The organism is Rheinheimera sp. (assembly GCF_037442345.1).
In the GTDB taxonomy this organism is placed as follows: Bacteria; Pseudomonadota; Gammaproteobacteria; order Enterobacterales; family Alteromonadaceae; genus Pararheinheimera.
Map to the genome: position 1 here is coordinate 93,360 of NZ_JBBIQL010000012.1, position 18,044 is coordinate 111,403.

Annotated in this window: 17 protein-coding genes; 7 read left to right on the forward strand and 10 right to left on the reverse strand. The window is 54.3% G+C overall.

The window, feature by feature from the left end; genetic code table 11:
• Positions 1 to 37: 37 nt before the first annotated feature.
• Together ilvN and WKJ04_RS09140 are read right to left on the reverse strand one after the other, a co-directional pair.
• Positions 38 to 532, reverse strand: a complete 495-nt coding sequence (gene ilvN / locus WKJ04_RS09135) for an acetolactate synthase small subunit (RefSeq protein WP_337841562.1) — start codon at positions 530 to 532, stop codon at positions 38 to 40.
• Position 533: 1 nt separating this feature from the next.
• Entirely contained in the window at positions 534 to 2,273 is a 1,740-nt protein-coding gene (locus WKJ04_RS09140; RefSeq protein WP_337880147.1) for an acetolactate synthase 3 large subunit, read from the reverse strand.
• A gap of 352 nt (positions 2,274 to 2,625) precedes the next feature.
• Here WKJ04_RS09140 and WKJ04_RS09145 point away from each other — a divergent pair, with 352 nt between their 5' ends.
• From WKJ04_RS09145 to WKJ04_RS09155, 3 genes are read left to right on the forward strand one after another with little or no spacing between them, the layout of a single operon-like run.
• On the forward strand, positions 2,626 to 3,471 hold the full coding sequence (locus WKJ04_RS09145) for a tetratricopeptide repeat protein (protein WP_337880148.1): 846 nt from the start codon (positions 2,626 to 2,628) through the stop codon (positions 3,469 to 3,471).
• 15 nt (positions 3,472 to 3,486) lie between these two features.
• Complete coding sequence (locus WKJ04_RS09150; RefSeq protein ID WP_337880149.1) at positions 3,487 to 4,731, forward strand: serine protease; 1,245 nt, start codon at positions 3,487 to 3,489, stop codon at positions 4,729 to 4,731.
• Positions 4,719 to 5,687 (forward strand): FHA domain-containing protein, encoded by a 969-nt coding sequence (locus tag WKJ04_RS09155; RefSeq protein WP_337880150.1) that lies wholly within the window; start codon positions 4,719 to 4,721, stop codon positions 5,685 to 5,687. The genes WKJ04_RS09150 and WKJ04_RS09155 overlap by 13 nt, the downstream gene beginning before the upstream one ends.
• A gap of 31 nt (positions 5,688 to 5,718) precedes the next feature.
• Here the strand turns inward: WKJ04_RS09155 and WKJ04_RS09160 are convergent, their stop codons facing one another.
• Positions 5,719 to 6,108, reverse strand: coding sequence for a response regulator (locus WKJ04_RS09160; protein WP_337880151.1), 390 nt, complete (start codon positions 6,106 to 6,108; stop codon positions 5,719 to 5,721).
• A gap of 140 nt (positions 6,109 to 6,248) precedes the next feature.
• Between WKJ04_RS09160 and WKJ04_RS09165 the strand changes: the two genes are divergently transcribed.
• On the forward strand, positions 6,249 to 7,436 hold the full coding sequence (locus tag WKJ04_RS09165) for a methyltransferase (protein WP_337880152.1): 1,188 nt from the start codon (positions 6,249 to 6,251) through the stop codon (positions 7,434 to 7,436).
• A 3-nt stretch (positions 7,437 to 7,439) separates the two neighbouring features.
• Here WKJ04_RS09165 and WKJ04_RS09170 read toward each other — a convergent pair whose 3' ends face one another.
• From WKJ04_RS09170 to speA, 4 genes are all read right to left on the reverse strand, one after another.
• Positions 7,440 to 8,642, reverse strand: coding sequence for a mechanosensitive ion channel domain-containing protein (locus WKJ04_RS09170; protein WP_337880153.1), 1,203 nt, complete (start codon positions 8,640 to 8,642; stop codon positions 7,440 to 7,442).
• Positions 8,636 to 9,559: an acyltransferase gene (locus WKJ04_RS09175; RefSeq protein ID WP_337880154.1), complete on the reverse strand. Its 924-nt coding sequence runs from the start codon at positions 9,557 to 9,559 to the stop codon at positions 8,636 to 8,638. Before WKJ04_RS09175 ends, WKJ04_RS09170 begins: the two co-directional genes overlap by 7 nt.
• Positions 9,559 to 10,452 (reverse strand): acyltransferase, encoded by an 894-nt coding sequence (locus tag WKJ04_RS09180; protein ID WP_337880155.1) that lies wholly within the window; start codon positions 10,450 to 10,452, stop codon positions 9,559 to 9,561. The genes WKJ04_RS09175 and WKJ04_RS09180 overlap by 1 nt, the downstream gene beginning before the upstream one ends.
• Before the next feature lie 75 nt (positions 10,453 to 10,527).
• Positions 10,528 to 12,414, reverse strand: a complete 1,887-nt coding sequence (gene speA, locus WKJ04_RS09185) for a biosynthetic arginine decarboxylase (protein WP_337880156.1) — start codon at positions 12,412 to 12,414, stop codon at positions 10,528 to 10,530.
• A gap of 125 nt (positions 12,415 to 12,539) precedes the next feature.
• Between speA and speE the strand changes: the two genes are divergently transcribed.
• The gene (gene speE / locus WKJ04_RS09190) at positions 12,540 to 13,394 is read left to right on the forward strand and encodes a polyamine aminopropyltransferase (protein ID WP_337880157.1); all 855 of its coding nucleotides are present in this window, start codon (positions 12,540 to 12,542) and stop codon (positions 13,392 to 13,394) included.
• A 93-nt stretch (positions 13,395 to 13,487) separates the two neighbouring features.
• On the opposite strand, the gene WKJ04_RS09195 is transcribed toward speE, so the two are convergent.
• The 3 genes from WKJ04_RS09195 to WKJ04_RS09205 form a co-directional block, all read right to left on the reverse strand.
• Positions 13,488 to 13,748, reverse strand: coding sequence for a PspC domain-containing protein (locus WKJ04_RS09195; RefSeq protein WP_337880158.1), 261 nt, complete (start codon positions 13,746 to 13,748; stop codon positions 13,488 to 13,490).
• Between the two features lie 140 nt (positions 13,749 to 13,888).
• Positions 13,889 to 14,737, reverse strand: a complete 849-nt coding sequence (locus tag WKJ04_RS09200; protein ID WP_337880159.1) for an EamA family transporter — start codon at positions 14,735 to 14,737, stop codon at positions 13,889 to 13,891.
• Between the two features lie 113 nt (positions 14,738 to 14,850).
• A complete protein-coding gene (locus WKJ04_RS09205) occupies positions 14,851 to 15,492 on the reverse strand; it encodes an OmpA family protein (protein WP_337880160.1) in 642 nt (213 codons plus the stop codon).
• A gap of 192 nt (positions 15,493 to 15,684) precedes the next feature.
• Between WKJ04_RS09205 and proB the strand changes: the two genes are divergently transcribed.
• Positions 15,685 to 16,797, forward strand: a complete 1,113-nt coding sequence (proB, locus tag WKJ04_RS09210) for a glutamate 5-kinase (RefSeq protein WP_337880161.1) — start codon at positions 15,685 to 15,687, stop codon at positions 16,795 to 16,797.
• Complete coding sequence (locus tag WKJ04_RS09215) at positions 16,794 to 18,044, forward strand: glutamate-5-semialdehyde dehydrogenase (protein ID WP_337880162.1); 1,251 nt, start codon at positions 16,794 to 16,796, stop codon at positions 18,042 to 18,044. Before proB ends, WKJ04_RS09215 begins: the two co-directional genes overlap by 4 nt.

Genomic DNA, 18,044 nt, shown 5'->3' on the forward strand with positions numbered 1-18,044 from the left:
ATCAGGTCCGGCATGCCGGACCTGATCATGTTCACAGTTAAAGGCTTAAGGTGCGTTCACCTCGGGCTATGCCCGACACCCCAGTGCGCACAGTTTCCAGAATTTGTACGCCTTGCAGGGCCTCAATAAAAGCTTCCAGCTTTTCAGAGGTGCCGACAATCTGAATGGTGTAGGTGGTGGGGCTGACATCAATGATCTGGCCGCGGAATATATCGGCTGAACGTTTGACCTCTTCGCGTTGGTCATTGTTGGTGGCGCGCACTTTCACCATCAGCAGTTCACGTTCAATGTGGGCCGCTTCGCTCAAATCCATCAGTTTGACCACTTCAATCAGCTTATGCAGCTGTTTGGTGATCTGTTCAATCACTTTGTCATCCCCACGGGTGACCAGGGTCAGCCGCGACATGGTCGGGTCTTCCGTGGCCGCCACGGTCAAGGAGTCAATGTTGTAGCCACGCTGGGCAAATAAACCCACCACACGGGCCAGGGCGCCAGATTCGTTTTCCAGCAGAACAGAAATAATATGCCGCATCTTACACCCGCTCCGTTTTGCTTAAGAACATCTGGTTCATCGCACCGCCGGGCACCTGCATCGGGTAGACGTGTTCGGTCGGGTCGACATGAATATCCAGAAACACCAGCTTGTCTTTCAGCGCAAAAGCGCGTTCCAGCGCCGGTTCCAGTTCTTCCGGTTTGGTCACGCGAATGCCAACATGGCCATAAGCTTCGGCCAGTTTGACAAAGTCAGGCAGCGAATCCATATAGGAGCTGGAGTAACGGCTGTCATAGTTCATATCCTGCCACTGCTTCACCATGCCCAGATAACCGTTGTTCAGGTTAATAATTTTCACCGCCAGACCATACTGCTTGCAGGTCGACAGCTCCTGAATGTTCATCTGAATGGAGCCTTCACCGGTCACACAAACCACTTCGGCGTCCGGGTAATGCAGTTTCACCCCCATAGCGGCTGGTAAACCAAAGCCCATGGTGCCGAGGCCGCCTGAGTTGATCCAGCGGTTTGGTTTATCAAACTTGTAGTACTGGGCGGCAAACATCTGGTGCTGACCGACGTCGGAGGTGACATAGGCATCCCCCTGCGTATGACGGTGTACCGCTTCAATCACCGCTTGAGGTTTCAGTTGGGCGCTGCTCTGGTCATAACGGCCACCGTGGCGTTCACGCCATTGGTTGATTTGTTGCCACCAGTCCGACAAGGCGGCCTGGTCCAGTTCGCCGTTTTGTTTGTCCAGCTGAGACAACATTTCCTGCAGTACAGGTTTCACCAGGCCCACTATAGGAATATGGGCATTCACGGTTTTTGAGATGCTGGCCGGGTCTATGTCGATATGAATAATGGTGGCGTCCGGGCAGAATTTTTTGGTGGCGTTGGTGACGCGGTCATCAAAGCGGGCACCGACGGCAAAAATCACATCGGCGTGGTGCATCGCCTGGTTGGCTTCATAGGTACCATGCATGCCTAACATACCAATAAACTGCTGGTCCGACGCCGGATAAGCGCCCAGACCCATCAGGGTGTTGGTCACTGGTAACTTTAAACGCCGGGCCAGTTCGGTCAGTTCGTCAGATGCTTTGCCCAGCACCACGCCGCCGCCGGAATACAGCACAGGGCGCTTCGCCGCCAACAAGGTTGCCAGCGCTTTTTTAATCTGGCCCGGGTGCCCTTTGGCATTGGGGTTGTATGAACGCAGTTTAATGTCCTGCGGGTATTCATACGGGAACTTCTGGCTGGGGATGGTCATGTCTTTTGGAACATCTAAAACGACAGGGCCAGGCCGGCCGCTTTGGGCAATATAAAAGGCCTTTTTCACCAGGTAAGGAATGTCTTCCGGTCGGCGCACCGACATATTGTGTTTCACAATAGGACGGGAAATGCCGAGCATGTCGGTTTCCTGGAAGGCGTCATCCCCAATCAGGTGGCTCATCACCTGGCCACAAATCACCACCATAGGAATCGAATCCATATAGGCAGTGGCAATACCGGTGACAGCGTTGGTGGCGCCGGGGCCGGAGGTGACCAACACCACACCGGCTTTCCCACTGGCCCGGGCGTAGGCGTCGGCCATATGAGTGGCTGCCTGTTCGTGCCGGACCAGTACGTGTTTCACCTGATGTTGCTGAAACAGCGCATCGTAGATGTGTAACACGGCACCGCCCGGGTAACCATATACATACTCAACGCCTTCATCAGCCAAGGCGCGGATCAGCATGGCTCCCCCAGACAGCAGTTCTGGTTGGGTGTTTTCGCTTGTCATTTGGTCAGGTCTCATCGTTATTGCATACAGAAAACGGCGTTTGCAGTTGCGGCAAACACCAACAGCCAGCCGAATGCTGGCAGGCTCAGGAACTGAGCCAAGCTGCTTTTTTACGTGGACGCTGACAGAGGAAAGGCTGTCAAAACTAAATGCCTGTCTGAATAATGGTTTTAATGAAGTGCAGGCTTGCTGGTTAATTTACGGTAAGGGCTGGCGAAAGTCGATGGCTTTTTTGGGTTAAAGCAAAAACTCTAAAAGGGCTGGCTGGCCTTCGCCGCGCGGCTTGCTGCTTGCAAAAGCCGGGTTTAGCCCACATGATACCGGCAGAGATCGGGATTTACAGGTAGCTGAAGTGGCTGACAATATTCAATTTGTATCGATGGACAATGTGCGGGCTTTACTGGAGAAATCTTTTACCCAGCCTGTACTGTTTTATTTTTTCTCCGAGCGCAGCCCGGCCTGCCTGAATTTTGGCCCCGTGTTGCAAGGGATAGCGCAGCGTTATCCGAATGAGCTGACGCTGGCGGTGGTCGATTGTGACCAGGAGCAGCAACTGGCGGCACATTTTGGTGTGCGCTCAGTGCCGACAACTTTAGTGATCCAGCAAGGGCAACCGGTGGATGGTTTTGCCGGTGAAGAACCGGAAGACGCGATACTCAGCCGCTTGCAGGCCTTTTTACCCAAACCAGAGCAACAACTGCTGCAACAGGCGCAGGCCTTGCTGGCCGAACAGAATTTTGCTGAGGCTTACCCGCTGCTGAAGCAGGCCGCTGAACTGGCACCCCAGGATGTACAAATCCGTTTGCATCTGGCATTGGCACAAGTGGAGCTGGGCCAGTTGACAGCCGCAGAGCAGGCGCTGGCCACTGTGCTGATGGCTGATCAGGATGCCTTGTATCAGAGTGTCAAAGCACGTTTAGAACTGGCGCAGCAAGCCTCCGAAAGCCCGAAAGTGAAAGCACTGGAACAGGCCTTGGCGGCTGATCCGGCCAACAACGAGCTGAAACAGCAGCTGGCCGTGCAGTACCATCAGGTGCAGCGCAGCGGCGAAGCGCTGGAATTGCTGTATCAGATCCTCAAACAGGATCTGAACTATGGTGAGGCGAAAAAATTGTGCCTGGATATGCTGGCCACTTTACCTAAAGGTGACCCCTTGGCCTCGTCGTTCCGTCGTAAGCTTTACAGCCTGCTGTACTGAGCCAAAGGACCTTTCATGATACTGCGCTGCTGGATGCTGTTGTTGTTGTTGGGGGCCGCTTCGGTGCAGGCGGCCGCTGTGGCGGAAAAAGTCTTTGCCGATTATGCCGACGCTTTATTGCAGATTAAGGTGCTGGACAAAAACTCCGGCGCCAAATCGGCCATAGGCAGTGGTTTTTTATTGGCTGAACCCGCGCTTATTGTCACCAACTACCATGTGGTGTCAGAAGCTGTGTTGTTTCCGGACAAATACCAGCTGGAGTTTCTGAACAAAGACCAGGCCGCCGGGCAGCTGCAGATAGTTTCGGTGGATGTGGTGAACGACCTGGCCTTGCTGGCGTCAGATTATCAGGCCGTAAAGCCTTTTCAGATCCAGTCACAAGCCCCGGTGCAGGGCGCCGCTGTGTATTCCTTGGGTAACCCGCACGATTTAGGGCTGATTGTGGTGCCCGGCACCTACAATGGCCTGCAAAAACACAGCTTTTACCCCCGTATTCATTTTACCGGTGCCATTAACAGCGGCATGAGCGGCGGGCCCGCAGTGAATGAGCAAGGTGAGGTGATTGGCATTAATGTGGCTTCTGCAGGGAACGATTTAGGCTTTCTGGTACCGGCCGATGCCTTGCTGAAGTTACTACAGAAGCCAAAAGCGGATGATTTAAAACAGGATATTCAGCAGCAACTGCTGCAAAGCCAAAGACGGATGTTTGAGCAAATTCTGCAGGCCGATTGGAAAACCAAAGCTTTTGGCCCGGCCAGGGTGCCGGACGAAGTGGTGCCTTTTGTGCGCTGCTGGGGCAGCTCCAATCTGGAAAAAGACAAAGACGATATCAAAAGAGTCAATGCATTCTGCAATCAGCCGGAAGAGATTTTCCTGTCCAATGAGTTCAGTACCGGCCGCATTGAAATGCAGTTTGAGTGGCAGCAAGCCAAAGGTTTGCATCCGCTGCAGTTTTTCCGCCGCTATCAGAACAGCATCAGCCAAATGAATGCCGACAATAAAGCCGGTGAAGAGGATGTCAGCCGCTTCCGTTGTGATACTCAGGTGGTGCAGGCAAACGCCGGGCAACAGGCCAAAGCAGTATTCTGCCTGCGTTCGTACAAAGACTACCCCGGGCTCTATGACGTCGCCTATATCTCGGCGTCGCTCGACCAGTCACACCAGGGGGTGATTAGCCATTTCACGCTGGCGGGTGTTGAAAAAGAGATGGCGCTGGCCTTTACCCGTAAATTCAGGGAGGCGGTGACATGGCAATTTTAGTTGAGGTGCTGAATGCTCAGCTGAAAGTGGTGGAACGGCATAAATTTAACCAGTCGCATATCCGTCTGGGCCGCGCTTTTGACAACGATGTAATTCTGTTCGACAAACATGTGTGTCCTCATCACGCCAGCCTGAGTCTGGATGAAGACGGCCAGTGGCAGCTGGAAGATTTAAGTTCGGTGAATGGCAGTTATGTCGCCGGGCGCAAAGCGGTGGAGCAAAAAGAGCCGCTGCGTTCGGGGGAAATCTGCTGGTTGGGCGATCAGGCATTACGCCTGTATGACGATCAGCATCAGGTGGCTCCGGCGTTGCCGTTAAGCTTGCTGACCCAACGCCTGACGGCCATGGGACATGGCGTGTTAATTCTGTTGTTTGCGCTGTTGATTGCGGCCGAACATATTGGCACTGTCTGGCTGACGCTGCCCAGCCAGCTGCAGCAAGCCTGGCCCGGCCGTTTGCTGGAAATTCCCAAATCGCTGTTAATGTTTTGCCTCTGGCCAGCCTTGCTGGCGCTATGGAGCCGTCTGCATCAGCAGGACAGTTTCTTTTTGCCACAACTCAGCCTGACCTACGCTGCTATTGCGGGCTCGGCGGTCTGGGGCATGCTGTGTTTCTGGATAGGTTTTAACAGTGATGGTGCGGCCTGGGCCAACTGGCTGGAGGTGCTGGGTTACAGTGCCCTATTCTGGTTGTTGTTTGCCGCGAACTTCTGGCTGGCGACTCAGTGGCGGCGTCGTTACCAACTGCTGCTGGCCACAGTGCTGATGGCGCTGGTCAGCGGGCAGCAGTGGCTGCAATTGCTGATGCCGCCTTCGCCTTATGACCGTTCGCTGCGATACGACGAACGTCTATTGCCAGCGGTGTTTTATTTGGGGCAGGGAATGTCAGAAGCAGACTACCAGCAGCAACTGGACGCATTGTTTCAGGCGGAATCTGCACAGCAGGATGACCTTTAACCAAAGCGTGGCAGCGGCAGCGCTGCCTTCTTCAGCTTTGGCCGAAACCACGCCAGATGCTGCGGATCTGGTCTGAAAGGGCCATGGGGTCAAAAGGTTTTACCACCACATCGGCAGCGCCCAAGGCTTTATAGGACTGAATTTCGCTGGCCTGCACTTTGGCCGTCATAAAGACCACAGGAACAGTGCTCAGATCATGATCCTGCTGCAGTTGTTTCAGGGTACTGGGGCCGTCCATGCCGGGCATCATCACATCCAGCAGGATCAACTGCGGGGCGAAGCTGGTAAAACGTTGCAGTGCTTCTTCACCGCCATTGCAGGTTTCCACCGTAAAACCACCCACCACTTCCAGCGCCACTTTAGCGACCGCCTGAATCGACGGGTCATCTTCCACATGCATAATACGTTTAAGTTCAGTCACCTGGGCTCTCCGCACCTTGGGGTATCTGTTGTTGAGTGTGCATGATTTTGCGCTGAGCTGCCAGTTAAGGCAGAACTGCAGCCAGATTTTTTTTGCGGCTGTTGTTATAGTGGCGCCTTTTCGGGCTTAGGGGAACGTCAGTGTTCAGTACCTTGTGGCAACAGCTGGAGCAGTTGCTGTACCAGCATCAGCCATTCTGGCGGTTTTTACCTTTTTATCAGGCGGAGCCAGGCTGGCAACACCCTCAGCTGCAGGCATGGCTGGACAGGCTGAGTGAAACGCAACTGGATCAGCTGGAGCAGAATGAGCCACTGCGCCGCCAGCAACTGGCTGATTTTTTTCCACAACTGGCCGAAGTGACCGACTGGATAGTGGCCCGCCAGACGGAGATAAAACCAACAGCTGATCCTATGCCATTCTGGTTGGCGCGTGATATCAAAGGCCGCAAACAGCAACAAATAGAATTCTGGGTAAACCAATTACCCGATTTACCCTTGCCCGTGCTGGAGTGGTGCGCTGGTAAGGGGCATTTGGGGCGTTGGTTGAGTGCCAGTAAACAGCGACAGGTGCTGAGCCTGGAATGGCAGGCACAGCTGTGTGCCCAGGGAGACGCGGAAGCCTGCCGGCTGAAGTTACCGCAGCGTTTTGTACAGGCGGATGTGTTGCAACCGGCCAGCCAGCAGTACCTGCACGCCAAACAACATGCAGTGGCACTGCATGCCTGCGGCGATTTGCATCTGCAGTTGCTGCAATCTGCCTCTTCGCAACAGACACAGCAAATTGATCTGATCCCCTGTTGTTACCACTTAATACGGCAGCCGGAGTATAGTGGCTTGTCGCAGCAGGCTCAGCGGGGGCAGCTGTTGCCGCTTAGCAAAGAACAATTAAAACTGGCGGTGCAGAGCCAGAGTACGGCCGGAGAACGCATAGCCCGGTTGCGGCATCTGGAAGTCTGGTGGCGGCTAAGCTATCAGACGTTGTATCAGCACTGCACCGGGCAGCCGGAATACCGGCCACTGGATTCGGTGGCAAAACACTGGTTTAGCGGTGAGTTTCGGGCTTTTGCGGACTTTGCCGCGGCTGCGCATGGCTGGTCCATCCCAGACGATCTGGATGTAGCGCCGTTTTTGGCCGAAGGGGCCGCGCGGCAACTGCAGGTGCGCCGCCAACAGTTGGTCCGTTCCGTTTTTGCGCCTGCACTGGAGTTGTATCTGGTGCTCGACAGAGTGCTGTATTTGCAGGAGCAGGGCTATCAGGTGCAGCTAAGGCGCTTTTGCCCGGCGGCGCTGACGCCAAGAAACTGGTGGATCAGCGCGGCCAGGCGCTGAGTGTTATGCTGGGCCTCTGTGTCCCAGCCGCTGGAAAGCGCTCAGGGTAAAGAGGGGCAAGGTGGCGAACAGCTGCTCAAACAGCTCGGCCTGCACCTGCTCGTAATTGACCCAGGCTTTGTCGGCACAAAAACAGTAAATCTCCAGTGGCAGGCCCACTTCGTTGGATTCCAGCTGGCGCACCATTAAGGTCATATTCTGGTTAATTTTAGGGTGCTGGCGCAGCAGCCATTCGGCATAAGCGCGATACAGCCGCACATTCGTCAGCTGTGGTAAAGGCAGTAACTGCTGTGCGCTGTCGCTTTGCACAAAGTCGCGCAGCTCGGCGTGCTGGCTGATCTGTTGTTTTTCCTGCTCATCCAGAAAACCAATGCTGTGGATATCAATTTTCAGCGCCCGCTTAATACGCCGGCCACCGGATTGCTGCATACCGCGCCAGTTTTTAAAGGAGTCGGCGATCAGCGCATAAGTGGGAATGGTGGTAATGGTGTTGTCCCAATTCTGCACTTTCACAGTGGTCAAGGCCACTTCGATCACTGCACCATCGGCGCCGTATTTGGGCATCTCTATCCAGTCCCCCAGAGACACCATTTTATTGGTGGCCAGCTGCACACTGGCCACCAGGCCGAGAATAGTGTCTTTAAATACCAGCAGCAGTACAGCCGTTAGCGCACCCAGGCCGCTCAGCAGATAGACAGGCGATTTGCCAAGCAGAGTGCTTAAAATCAGAATGCCAATCACTATGGCGTCCAGCAGCTTCAGTACCTGAGCCAGGCCCAGGTAAGGCACATTGCTGGCCGGGTACAGCGTGGCGTAAATACGGCAGACAAAGTTGATTAAGGCGGCAAACGCCAGGCCAGCCACCAGATACAGGTAGACCCAAAGCGCATCATCCAGCAATAGCACAAAGTCGGGCCAATGGCTGAAGTAAGGTGCCACACTGTTAATCAGTACCGCAGCAGGCACCAGATGGGCCAGATGGCTGGCTAATGTGCGCCTGTCCCGTTCGGTTTCCTGTTCCAGCCTGCCATCCAGCCGGTCCAGCAGATGGGTTAATAAAGGCCGCAGGTAACGTCGGGCCAGCGTAAATAAAGCGGCCAGCAGGATAAAAGCCAGCAGCAGCCGGACAAACAAAAAAGCCGGATGGGAGACAGGCCAGTCTAAGCCTGCGGCCTGCGCCGCCTGCACAAACCAGGTATCTAACATAAGGCGTTTTGCTCAGCAGCCGAAGCCGCGTTTTGGTACCGGCTGATTTGCAGGTCTTTGTCCAGCCAGCGCTGATTCAGCCAGTTCTGAAAGCGGACTCTGAACTGCTCATCGTTAAAGTAATCGCCGATAATTTGCTCGTCCACCGCCAATACCTGCACCTGCACCACCACCCGCTTTAAGCGGCCACAGAGCATATCCAGCATCACATGGCCGGGATTGTCCGGATAGAGAATTGTCACATCCAGCACGGCATCAAACTGGGAACCCATAGCGGCCAGCGTAAAGGCGATGCCACCGGCTTTGGGCGGCAATAAATAGGTGAAGGGGCTGCGTTTGGCTTTGTGTTTGGCCGGCGTGAAGCGGGTACCTTCGACAAAGTTGATAATAGTAGTGGGCTGGTGTTTAAACTTTTCGCAGGACTGACGGGTGGTTTCAATGTCTTTGCCCTTCAGTGCCGGATTTTTGTGAATTTGCGCCTGACTGTAGCGTTTCATAAAGGGCATATCCAAAGCCCAGCTGCCGGAGCCGATAAAAGGCACCCATTTCAGCTCTTCCTTCAGGAAAAACTTGGGTTCAGGAATGCGGTCCAGTGCAAACTGGCTCAGCACCGGAATATCCATCCAGCTTTTGTGGTTGGCAATCAGTAAATACCAGGTGTTCTGGTTCAGTGCTTCGGCACCACTCAGTTGCCACTGCACCGGATTAAACAGCTCCATCAGCCATTTATTGCCGCGTGACCAGCCGCGGTAAAAGCGGTGGGCCGGCGCTGACCACCAGGCCCGCAGTGTGGCGGTAGGGGAGAGCAGCTTGCCAATACCTGTCAGTGTGACCAAGGCACCCCATAACGCCAGATTCAGGCTAAAACAAATAAACGCCAGTGGCGCTTTCAGAACCGCAGGTAACCACAACAACATCAGCCTTTTTCCCCATGCGCCAATTCTGTTAACGTCCGGTCTTTATCTAACCACAACTGGTTCACCCAGTGTTGGAATTTTTGCCGGAACTGCGGATCGTCATAGTCGCCAATCAGGTGCTGTTCTATCGGCAACACCCGCACCCGCACCTTAATGTCCTGCACTTTGCCGGAAATGTAATCCCAGAAACTGGGGTTGTGTTTCGGGTAATAAATGGTCACATCCAGCAGTTTATGCAGGTGCTCGCCCATCGCATTCAGCACAAAAGAAATACCGCCCGCTTTGGGTTTCAGCAGGTGGGCAAAAGGCGATTGTTGTTTGTCATGTTTGTGCGCGGTGAAGCGGGTGCCTTCGAGAAAATTCATCACAGACACCGGCTTGTAGCGGAATTTTTCACAGGCCTTGCGGGTGGTTTCAATGTCTTTGCCTTTCAGCGCCGGGTTGTCGGCCAGTTGCCTGGCGGTAAAACGCTTCATAAAAGGGAAATCCAGCGCCCACCAGCAGGTGCCCAGCAACGGCACATAAATCAGCTCTTTTTTCAGAAAGAACTTCAGAAACGGAATTTTTCGGTTAAATATTTTCTGCAGCACCAGAATATCGACCCAGCTTTGGTGGTTAGCAACCACCAGGTACCAGTCTTTCAGGCTTAAGGTCTCCAGGCCTTTGACGTCCCAGCGAATGCGGGTGAAGATGCGGGTGGTCAGGTTATTCAGGCTGATCCAGGCGCTGGCGCAGAAATCCAGTAAATGGGTGATCCAGGTGCGCCACAGTTTCACCGGCGGCAGCTTCATCACAGCCAGCAAAGAAATAGGCACAAACCAGAACAGGGTGTTCAGCAGGTACAGCAGGAAAGACAAGGAGCCGCGCACGGGCGAAGGTAAGAAATGCAACATAACACCACCATCTGAAGCTGGGGTCAGAGTCGTACTCTGACCCCCGTAACTGATCCGATCAGTGGCTAGTTTAACTTAATCTTCGAAGTAGGTGTAACCATAAACGCCGGATTTCAACTCTTCCAGCAGCAGGCTTTGCTGCTCGGCAGTGACGTCAATTTTCGCCAGTTGCTTCTGGTACGAAGCAATCAGTTTCTTGGCGTCGAACTGCACATAACGCAGTACGTCGGCCACAGTGTCGCCTTTGATTGGGTTGGTCAGGCGGTAGCCGCCGGTCTCATCCAGCTCGACATGCACAGAGTCGGTGTCGCCAAACAGGTTGTGCAGGTCGCCCAGAATTTCCTGGTACGCACCGACCATAAACATACCCAGCAGGAACTGCTCATCTTCTTTGTAGGATGGCAGCGGCAGGGTGGATTCAATGCCATTGCCGTCGGCATAGCTTTTCAGCGCGCCGTCCGAGTCACAGGTAATGTCCTGAATAATGGCGCGGTGTTCCAGGCTTTCGTTCATGCGCTCCAGCGGCATCACCGGAAACAACTGGTCAATCCCCCAGGCATCTGGCATTGACTGGAACAAAGAGAAATTGACAAACAGCTTGTCGGCCAGCTTCTCGTTCAGCTCGTCGTGAATATCACGGTGTGAACGGGATGACAGGTCGAGCATGTTTTTCACCTTGTTTAAGGTGGCGAAGTAAATTTGTTCCAGCAGCGACCAGTCCTGCAGCGTCAGTAGGCCGTGCACGTACTGAGCGTGCGCATCGGTAAAGAAATGCACTGCGTCGTGGTAAGCCTCGACTGCTGAGCGTGGCGTGACGTTTTTGTATGAATCCCACAACCCCCAAATCACCGCCGGCGAGTCTTCGCTTGGTTCTGGCAGTTTGACCAGGCCCGGGGCCCGTTCAATGTCAATAGCGTCGGTCACCAGCACCGCGTGGTGCGCGGTCATGGCACGGCCCGACTCGGTAATAATGTTTGGGTGAGGCAGGTCGTATTCGTCACAGACTTCTTTTAAGCCGTACACCACGTTACGGGCGTATTCCAGCATGGTGTAGTTCATTGAGCAGGCTGAGCGGCTGTTCGAGCCTTCGTAATCCACCCCTAAACCACCACCCACGTCGACCGTTTCAATAGGCACACCTAAAGTACGCAGTTCCGCATAGTGGCGGGCACATTCGCGGATGGCGTTGTGAATGTCGCGGATATTGGCAATTTGCGAGCCGATATGGAAATGCACCAGTTTCAGCAATTCCAGCTTGCCAGCGTCACGCAGAATATCAATGGCTTGCAGCACCTGGGTGGCGGTCAGGCCGAATTTGCCTTTTTCACCGCCTGTGTTCTGCCATTTGCCTTTACCCACTGAGTTCAGCTTGATGCGGATGCCGATATAAGGCGCATGACCCAGGCTGTCGATTTCACGCAACAGGGTTTTCAGTTCGGTAATTTTTTCCACCACCACATAAACGCTGTGGCCCATCATCTGGCCAATGGTGGCCAGACGCAGGAACTCGGAATCTTTATAACCGTTACAGACAATACGCAGTGGTTGGTCGGTCACACCTAAAATAGCCATCAGCTCAGGTTTGGAACCGGCCTCCAGGCCCACTTTACCGCTGTCATGGCTGACCAGCTTTTTCACCACGGAAAACTGCTGGTTCACTTTAATTGGATAAACGGCGGTGTATTCGCCCTGATAATCCTTTTCGGCTTTGGCCTGCATAAAGGAGCTGATCAGCGTGCCTACGCGGTGCTGCAGAATGTCGGTAAAACGCACCAACACCGGCAGGGTTAAGCCTTCTTCTTTAAAACGTGCGGTCAGCTCTGGCATGCTGATGCCAGGTTTGTTGTGATCCTGATCCGGATAAGCCACCAGATCGCCTTTGTTGTTCACATCAAAATAGCCTTCGCTCCAGACCGCGACGTTATAAATAGAACGTGCCTTTTCAATACCCCAATCTGCCATTGTCATGCCCTGATAAAAAAGATGCGGTATTTTAAAACCAATGCGGCGAAAAAAACATGAAAAATTTGTTTATGCCGGCCTGCGCTGGCAAAATGTTGCGCTTCGTTTTTCAGGAGGGGTGCTTTATGTTGAAAACTGATCAGTGGTTTACCGAAGTGTTTGCCGCCAGCGGCAGTGTTTTTGGTCTGGAAATTACCAAAAAACTGGATGAGGTGCGCTCCCCTTTCCAGCATATTGAGATGTTCGAAACCACCCAGTTTGGCAATATGATGGTGATTGACGGTGTCATTATGCTGAGCAGCCGCGACAACTTCCTGTACCACGAAATGTTGAGCCATCCGGTGTTATTCACCCATCCGAACCCACAACAGGTGGTCATTATTGGTGGTGGCGACTGTGGCACGCTGCGTGAAGTGCTGAAGCACCCAATAGCGCAAGTCACCCAGATTGATATTGACGAGCAGGTCACCCGGATGGCGGAAAAGTATTTTCCTGAGCTCTGTGCGTCCAATAACGACCCACGCGCCACATTAAAATTTGCCGACGGTATCGCTTTTATGCGTGACGCGGCGCCAGAATCACTGGACGTAGTGATTGTGGATTCCACCGACCCCATTGGTCCGGGCGAAGGCCTGTTTAACCGCGCCTTTTATGAAAGCTGCCTGAAGGCGTTAAAGCCTGGCGGTATTCTGGTGCAACAAAGCGAATCGCCACTGATCCATATGCCGCTGTTAAAAGCCATGCGCGAAGCCATGAGTGACGCCGGTTTCGCCGCGCTGCAAACCCTGCAGTTCCCACAGATGGTGTACCCATCTGGCTGGTGGACCTGCACCCTGGCGCGCAAAGACGCCCAGTTTGACGGCTTCCGGGTTGAGGCGGCCACTCAGGCGCCCTTTAACACCGAGTACTACAACGCCAGCATTCACCAGGCTGCGATGGCGCTGCCCAACTTTGTATTGCGCGAGTTTGGCCTGAAATAAGCCGAATGAACAGGTAAAAAGGGCAGCCACTGAGCTGCCCTTTGTTTTTGGGCTGAATTGATGGCTTTTAGCTGGCTTTCGGAGATCGGATGTTTAGCTGCCCACAGCTCTGCGCTGTGCAGCTTTACGTCTTAAATGACGGGCCATTGCCTGGGTAGATGGGTATTTAGGTAACACCAGCCATAAAACAACATAAGCAATCAACGCGATGGCAAAGAAAAAGCTGGTAATAAGGAAAGCGACACGTACGCCATTTATGGACAGGCCATAATAGTCTGCCAAACCGGAACAAACACCGGCAATAAGGGGAAATTTTCCCCGCGTCAGTATTGGCTTCTCGTGAATGTTTTGCATGCCTGCTCCTTGTGGCTGTTCATTGCGGTATCACACGCATTTAGGGTGACTATTACCCTAAAATCAATCATATCCTGAAACTTGTCCAGTTTTTTTTGAGGGCTCTGCATGCCGTTCATGTAGGGAACTGACCTTGCAGTTCAGCTGGCTTTTTGCCTGCCCGCCCATACCAGGCTGAGCACTATCAGCGCCGACCCTGCGGTTAAAGTCCACCAGTTCACCTGGTGTTGCCAGAACACAAAGTTAACCAACAGCCCGGCCGGGATCAGCAGGTTATTCATCACCGCCAGCTGGTTGGCGCTGACCTGACGCGAGGCAATACTCCAGGCAAGATACCCCAGACCGGAAGCGACCAGACCCAACCAGAGCAAAATGCCGTATTCCAGCGGGGTGTCGGGCAAGCGTTGCCAGTTGGCAAACAGCAGGGATGCACTAAAACTGACGGTAGCGGCACCGGCAAAAAACCAGCCGTAGTGGCAGGCTTGCTGTCTGGCGTCACCTAAATCGAGTTGGCGGTAAGCCACCTGGCCCACAGCAAAACAGAAGTTGGCCGCCTGGATCAGCACTAACCCCCACCAGAATTCGGCGCTGAGCTGCTGGTAACGAATCACCAGTGCGCCCAACACGGCCAAGAGCGCAGGCCCCAGCCAGCGCCAGTGCAGGCGGCGGTAACGCCAGTAATAATCCAGCACTGAAATATACACAGGGGTCAGAATGGTAAACAGCAGCACTTCGGCCACGCTAAGGTACAAAAAACTGTGATACAGCAGCAGGTACATCAGCCCCAGTTGAATGGCGCCTATGGCCGCCAGCTGGCTGGCCAGTCTGGCCGGTGTGCGGTATTTCAGCAGCAAGGGCAGGAACAGCAGTAACGCCAGCGCCATCCGGCTGCTGACGGCCAGGTAAGGGTCTACCGTTGCAGCCAGAAACTCGCCAATTAACGAAAAACTAAAGGCCCAAACCAGAGTGACCAGCCATAACCACGCCATAGATTGTTTCACCGCTGAAAAACACCGGCGCAGAGTAGCGGACTTCAGGCAGAAGCGAAAGTGCCCCGTCAGGTTGGGAAGGACAAGGCACCGTCAGGAAGCGCGAAGCTGAGTTATTGAGTCACAGGTTCAATATGAATTTCCACCCGGCGGTTCATGGCTCGGTTGGCTTCTGAGGTATTAGGCACGGCCGGGTAGCTTGGGCCCAGACCCTGGGTTTCCAGCCGGATCGGGTTCAAGCCTTGAGCCATCAGGTACTGTTTCACGCTGTCTGCACGTTTGGCCGACAGCTGCATATTGTAGTCGTAGGAGCCGGTATCATCGGTATGGCCGCTGATCACCAGCAGGGTTTTGTCGTATTCACCCAGCACTTTGGCCACGTCATTCAGCACAGGGTATAACTGCGGCTGAATATCGGAGCGGTTGACCTGAAAGGTAATTTGCGACGGAATTTCCAGCCGCAGAATATTGCCGTCGCGGTGGACTTTCACGCCTGTACCGGACAACTGATCCCGCAGCGCCATTTCCTGGTTGTCCATGTAACGGCCGACGGCGGCGCCGGCCAGCGCACCAATAGCGGCCCCTATAGCCAGCCGCTTGTTTTTATGGTTCCCAGTCGCTTTGCCTAAAACCGCGCCTACACCGGCACCAATGGCAGCACCTTTGGCGGTATTCTGGTTTTGCGGCGCTACAGCACAACCTGTCAGTACCAAAGCGCTGCACAGCGCCATCACAGTGAAACCTTTTGAATTCATCCTTCTCTCCTTAACCGTTGTACGGCGCAATCTAACACGCCTTTTTGACCAGTCTATGGCAACTGCCTGAATTGCTGCTGAATTTCAGCCTTGTTGCGAAGGCCAGGTAAAATCAGTCTGAAGTCGGCTAGACATTTATACGTCCAAACCAGTATGCTCGGGGTGAATTTTAACCAAAGGAGTAAGCCTGTTATGGCGTTGTTATGGCGGCGTCTGGTGCTGAAGGTCGGCAGTGCGCTGATTGCACCGGAAGCAAAAGGATGTTCAACCCGCTACCTGCTGGCCATCGCGAATTTTATCAGCGAATGCCGGCAGCAAGGGGTTGAGGTGGTGCTGGTGTCTTCGGGCAGTGTGGCTGCAGGCCGGGCTGCTATCCCATTCCCGCATCACCCCTTGCCGATTAACGTCAAACAGGCGATGGCGGCTGTGGGGCAAACCCGCATGATGCAAAGCTGGCGCAACCTGTTTGACTTTGATTGTGCCCAGATTTTGCTGACCCACGACGATTTGTCTGACCGGCGCCGTTACCTGAATGTGCATAACACGCTGCGCACCTTGCTGGACCATGGCGTGTTGCCAATAGTGAACGAAAACGACACTGTGGCCACAGCCGAGCTGAAAGTGGGCGACAACGACAATCTGGCGGCGCTGGTTGCCAGCGTGGTGGATGCCGACGTGCTGGTGATTTGTTCCGACGTGGACGGCTTGTATACCGCCAACCCCAGAACCAATCCGGCGGCCACTTTGCTGGCGGATGTGCATCAGCTCAGCAGCGACATTTATGCGATGGCCGGGGGCAGCCATCATCAGACAGGCACCGGCGGTATGGTCACCAAGTTACAGGCGGCGCAAAAGGCGACCAGCCTGGGCATAGACACCCTGATTATCAATGGTCAGAAAGCCAGCAGTTTTGCCAGCCTGCTGGCAGGACAAAACCCCGGCACCCTGTTTCATAAGCAGTTATCCCGCGTCAGTGCGAAAAAACACTGGCTGCTGCACAGCCTGAAAACTTACGGTGAAGTGCAGCTGGACGAAGGGGCGGCCAAAGCCGTGCTGGAACGGGGCGCTTCGTTGTTGCCCAAAGGCATCACGGCGGTCAGCGGTGATTTTGAAAAAGGCGATGCCATCTGGTTATGTGACAGCGCGGGCCAAAAACTGGCCAAAGGCATTAGCCAGTACAACACCGCTGAGCTTGGCAAAATTAAGGGCATACACAGTCAGAACATCGCCGGTGTGCTGGGTTATTGCCCCAGTGAAGTGGCAGTGCACCGTGACGATTTAGCCCTGCTGGAGGTCAAGTCATGAGTTTTTCGGTCACAGAGTTTTGTCAGCAGGCCAAAGCAGCGTCGCTGCAGCTGGCGCAATTGTCTGAAGCAGAAAAAAATGCCGCGCTGCACGCCATAGCGCAAGGCATTGAAAATCAGCAGCAGGCTATTCTGGCCGCCAATGCGCTGGATATGGCGGCTGGCCGCGACAAAGGCCTGGACGACGCCATGCTGGACCGCTTGCTGCTGACGCCGGAGCGCTTGCTGAAGCTGGCTGCTGCAGTGCGGCAAGTGGCGGCCTTGCCGGACCCGGTTGGCCAGATCCGTGATTTGACCACCAGGCCCAATGGCATTCAGGTGGGCCGTATGCGGATCCCGCTCGGCGTCATTGCGATGATTTATGAAGCCAGGCCCAATGTCACAGCCGACGCCGGCGCTTTGTGTTTAAAGTCCGGTAACGCAGTGATTTTACGGGGCGGCCGCGAGGCCCTGCAATCCAGCCTGGCCATCGCTGCTGTGATGCAGCAGGCATTGCAGCAGCAGGGTATTCACTCCGCCGCTATTTCGGTGGTGCCAGACCCGGACCGCGGGTTATTGCTGCAGCTGTTGCAGCAAAAGCAGTACATTGATTTAGTGATCCCAAGGGGAGGCGAAGGCCTGATCCATTTTGTCAGTGACCACAGCAAAATTCCGGTCATTCAGCATTACAAAGGCATTTGCCATTTGTATGTCGATAAAGATGCCGACCTGGACAAAGCGCTGGCGCTGCTGCTGAACGGCAAAACCCAAAGGCCCGGGGTTTGCAATGCGCTGGAAACCTTGCTGGTGCATCAGCAGATTGCCGGGCACTTTTTGCCCAAAGCGGCGGCCGCACTGGCGGCACAGCAGGTGGAGGTGTTTGCCTGTACGCACAGTCTTGGTTTTTTCAGTCAGGCACAGCTGGCCGATGAGGCGCAATTTGATACGGAATACCTGCGTCTGGCGTTGTCGGTCAAAACAGTGCCGGATTATGCTGCTGCTGTGGCGCATATTCAGCGCCATAGCTCAGGCCATACCGAGGTGATCTGCACCCAGGATTACAGCACAGCACAGCGCTTTATCCGCGATATCAACAGTGCTGTGGTGATGGTCAATGCATCGTCGCGTTTCAGTGACGGCGGTGAATTGGGGTTGGGCGCCGAGATTGGCATTTCCACCTCCAAACTGCATGCGTATGGCCCTATGGGGCTGGAAGCCTTAACCACCGAAAAATACCTGGTGCTGGGGGATGGTCAGATCCGCAGTTGA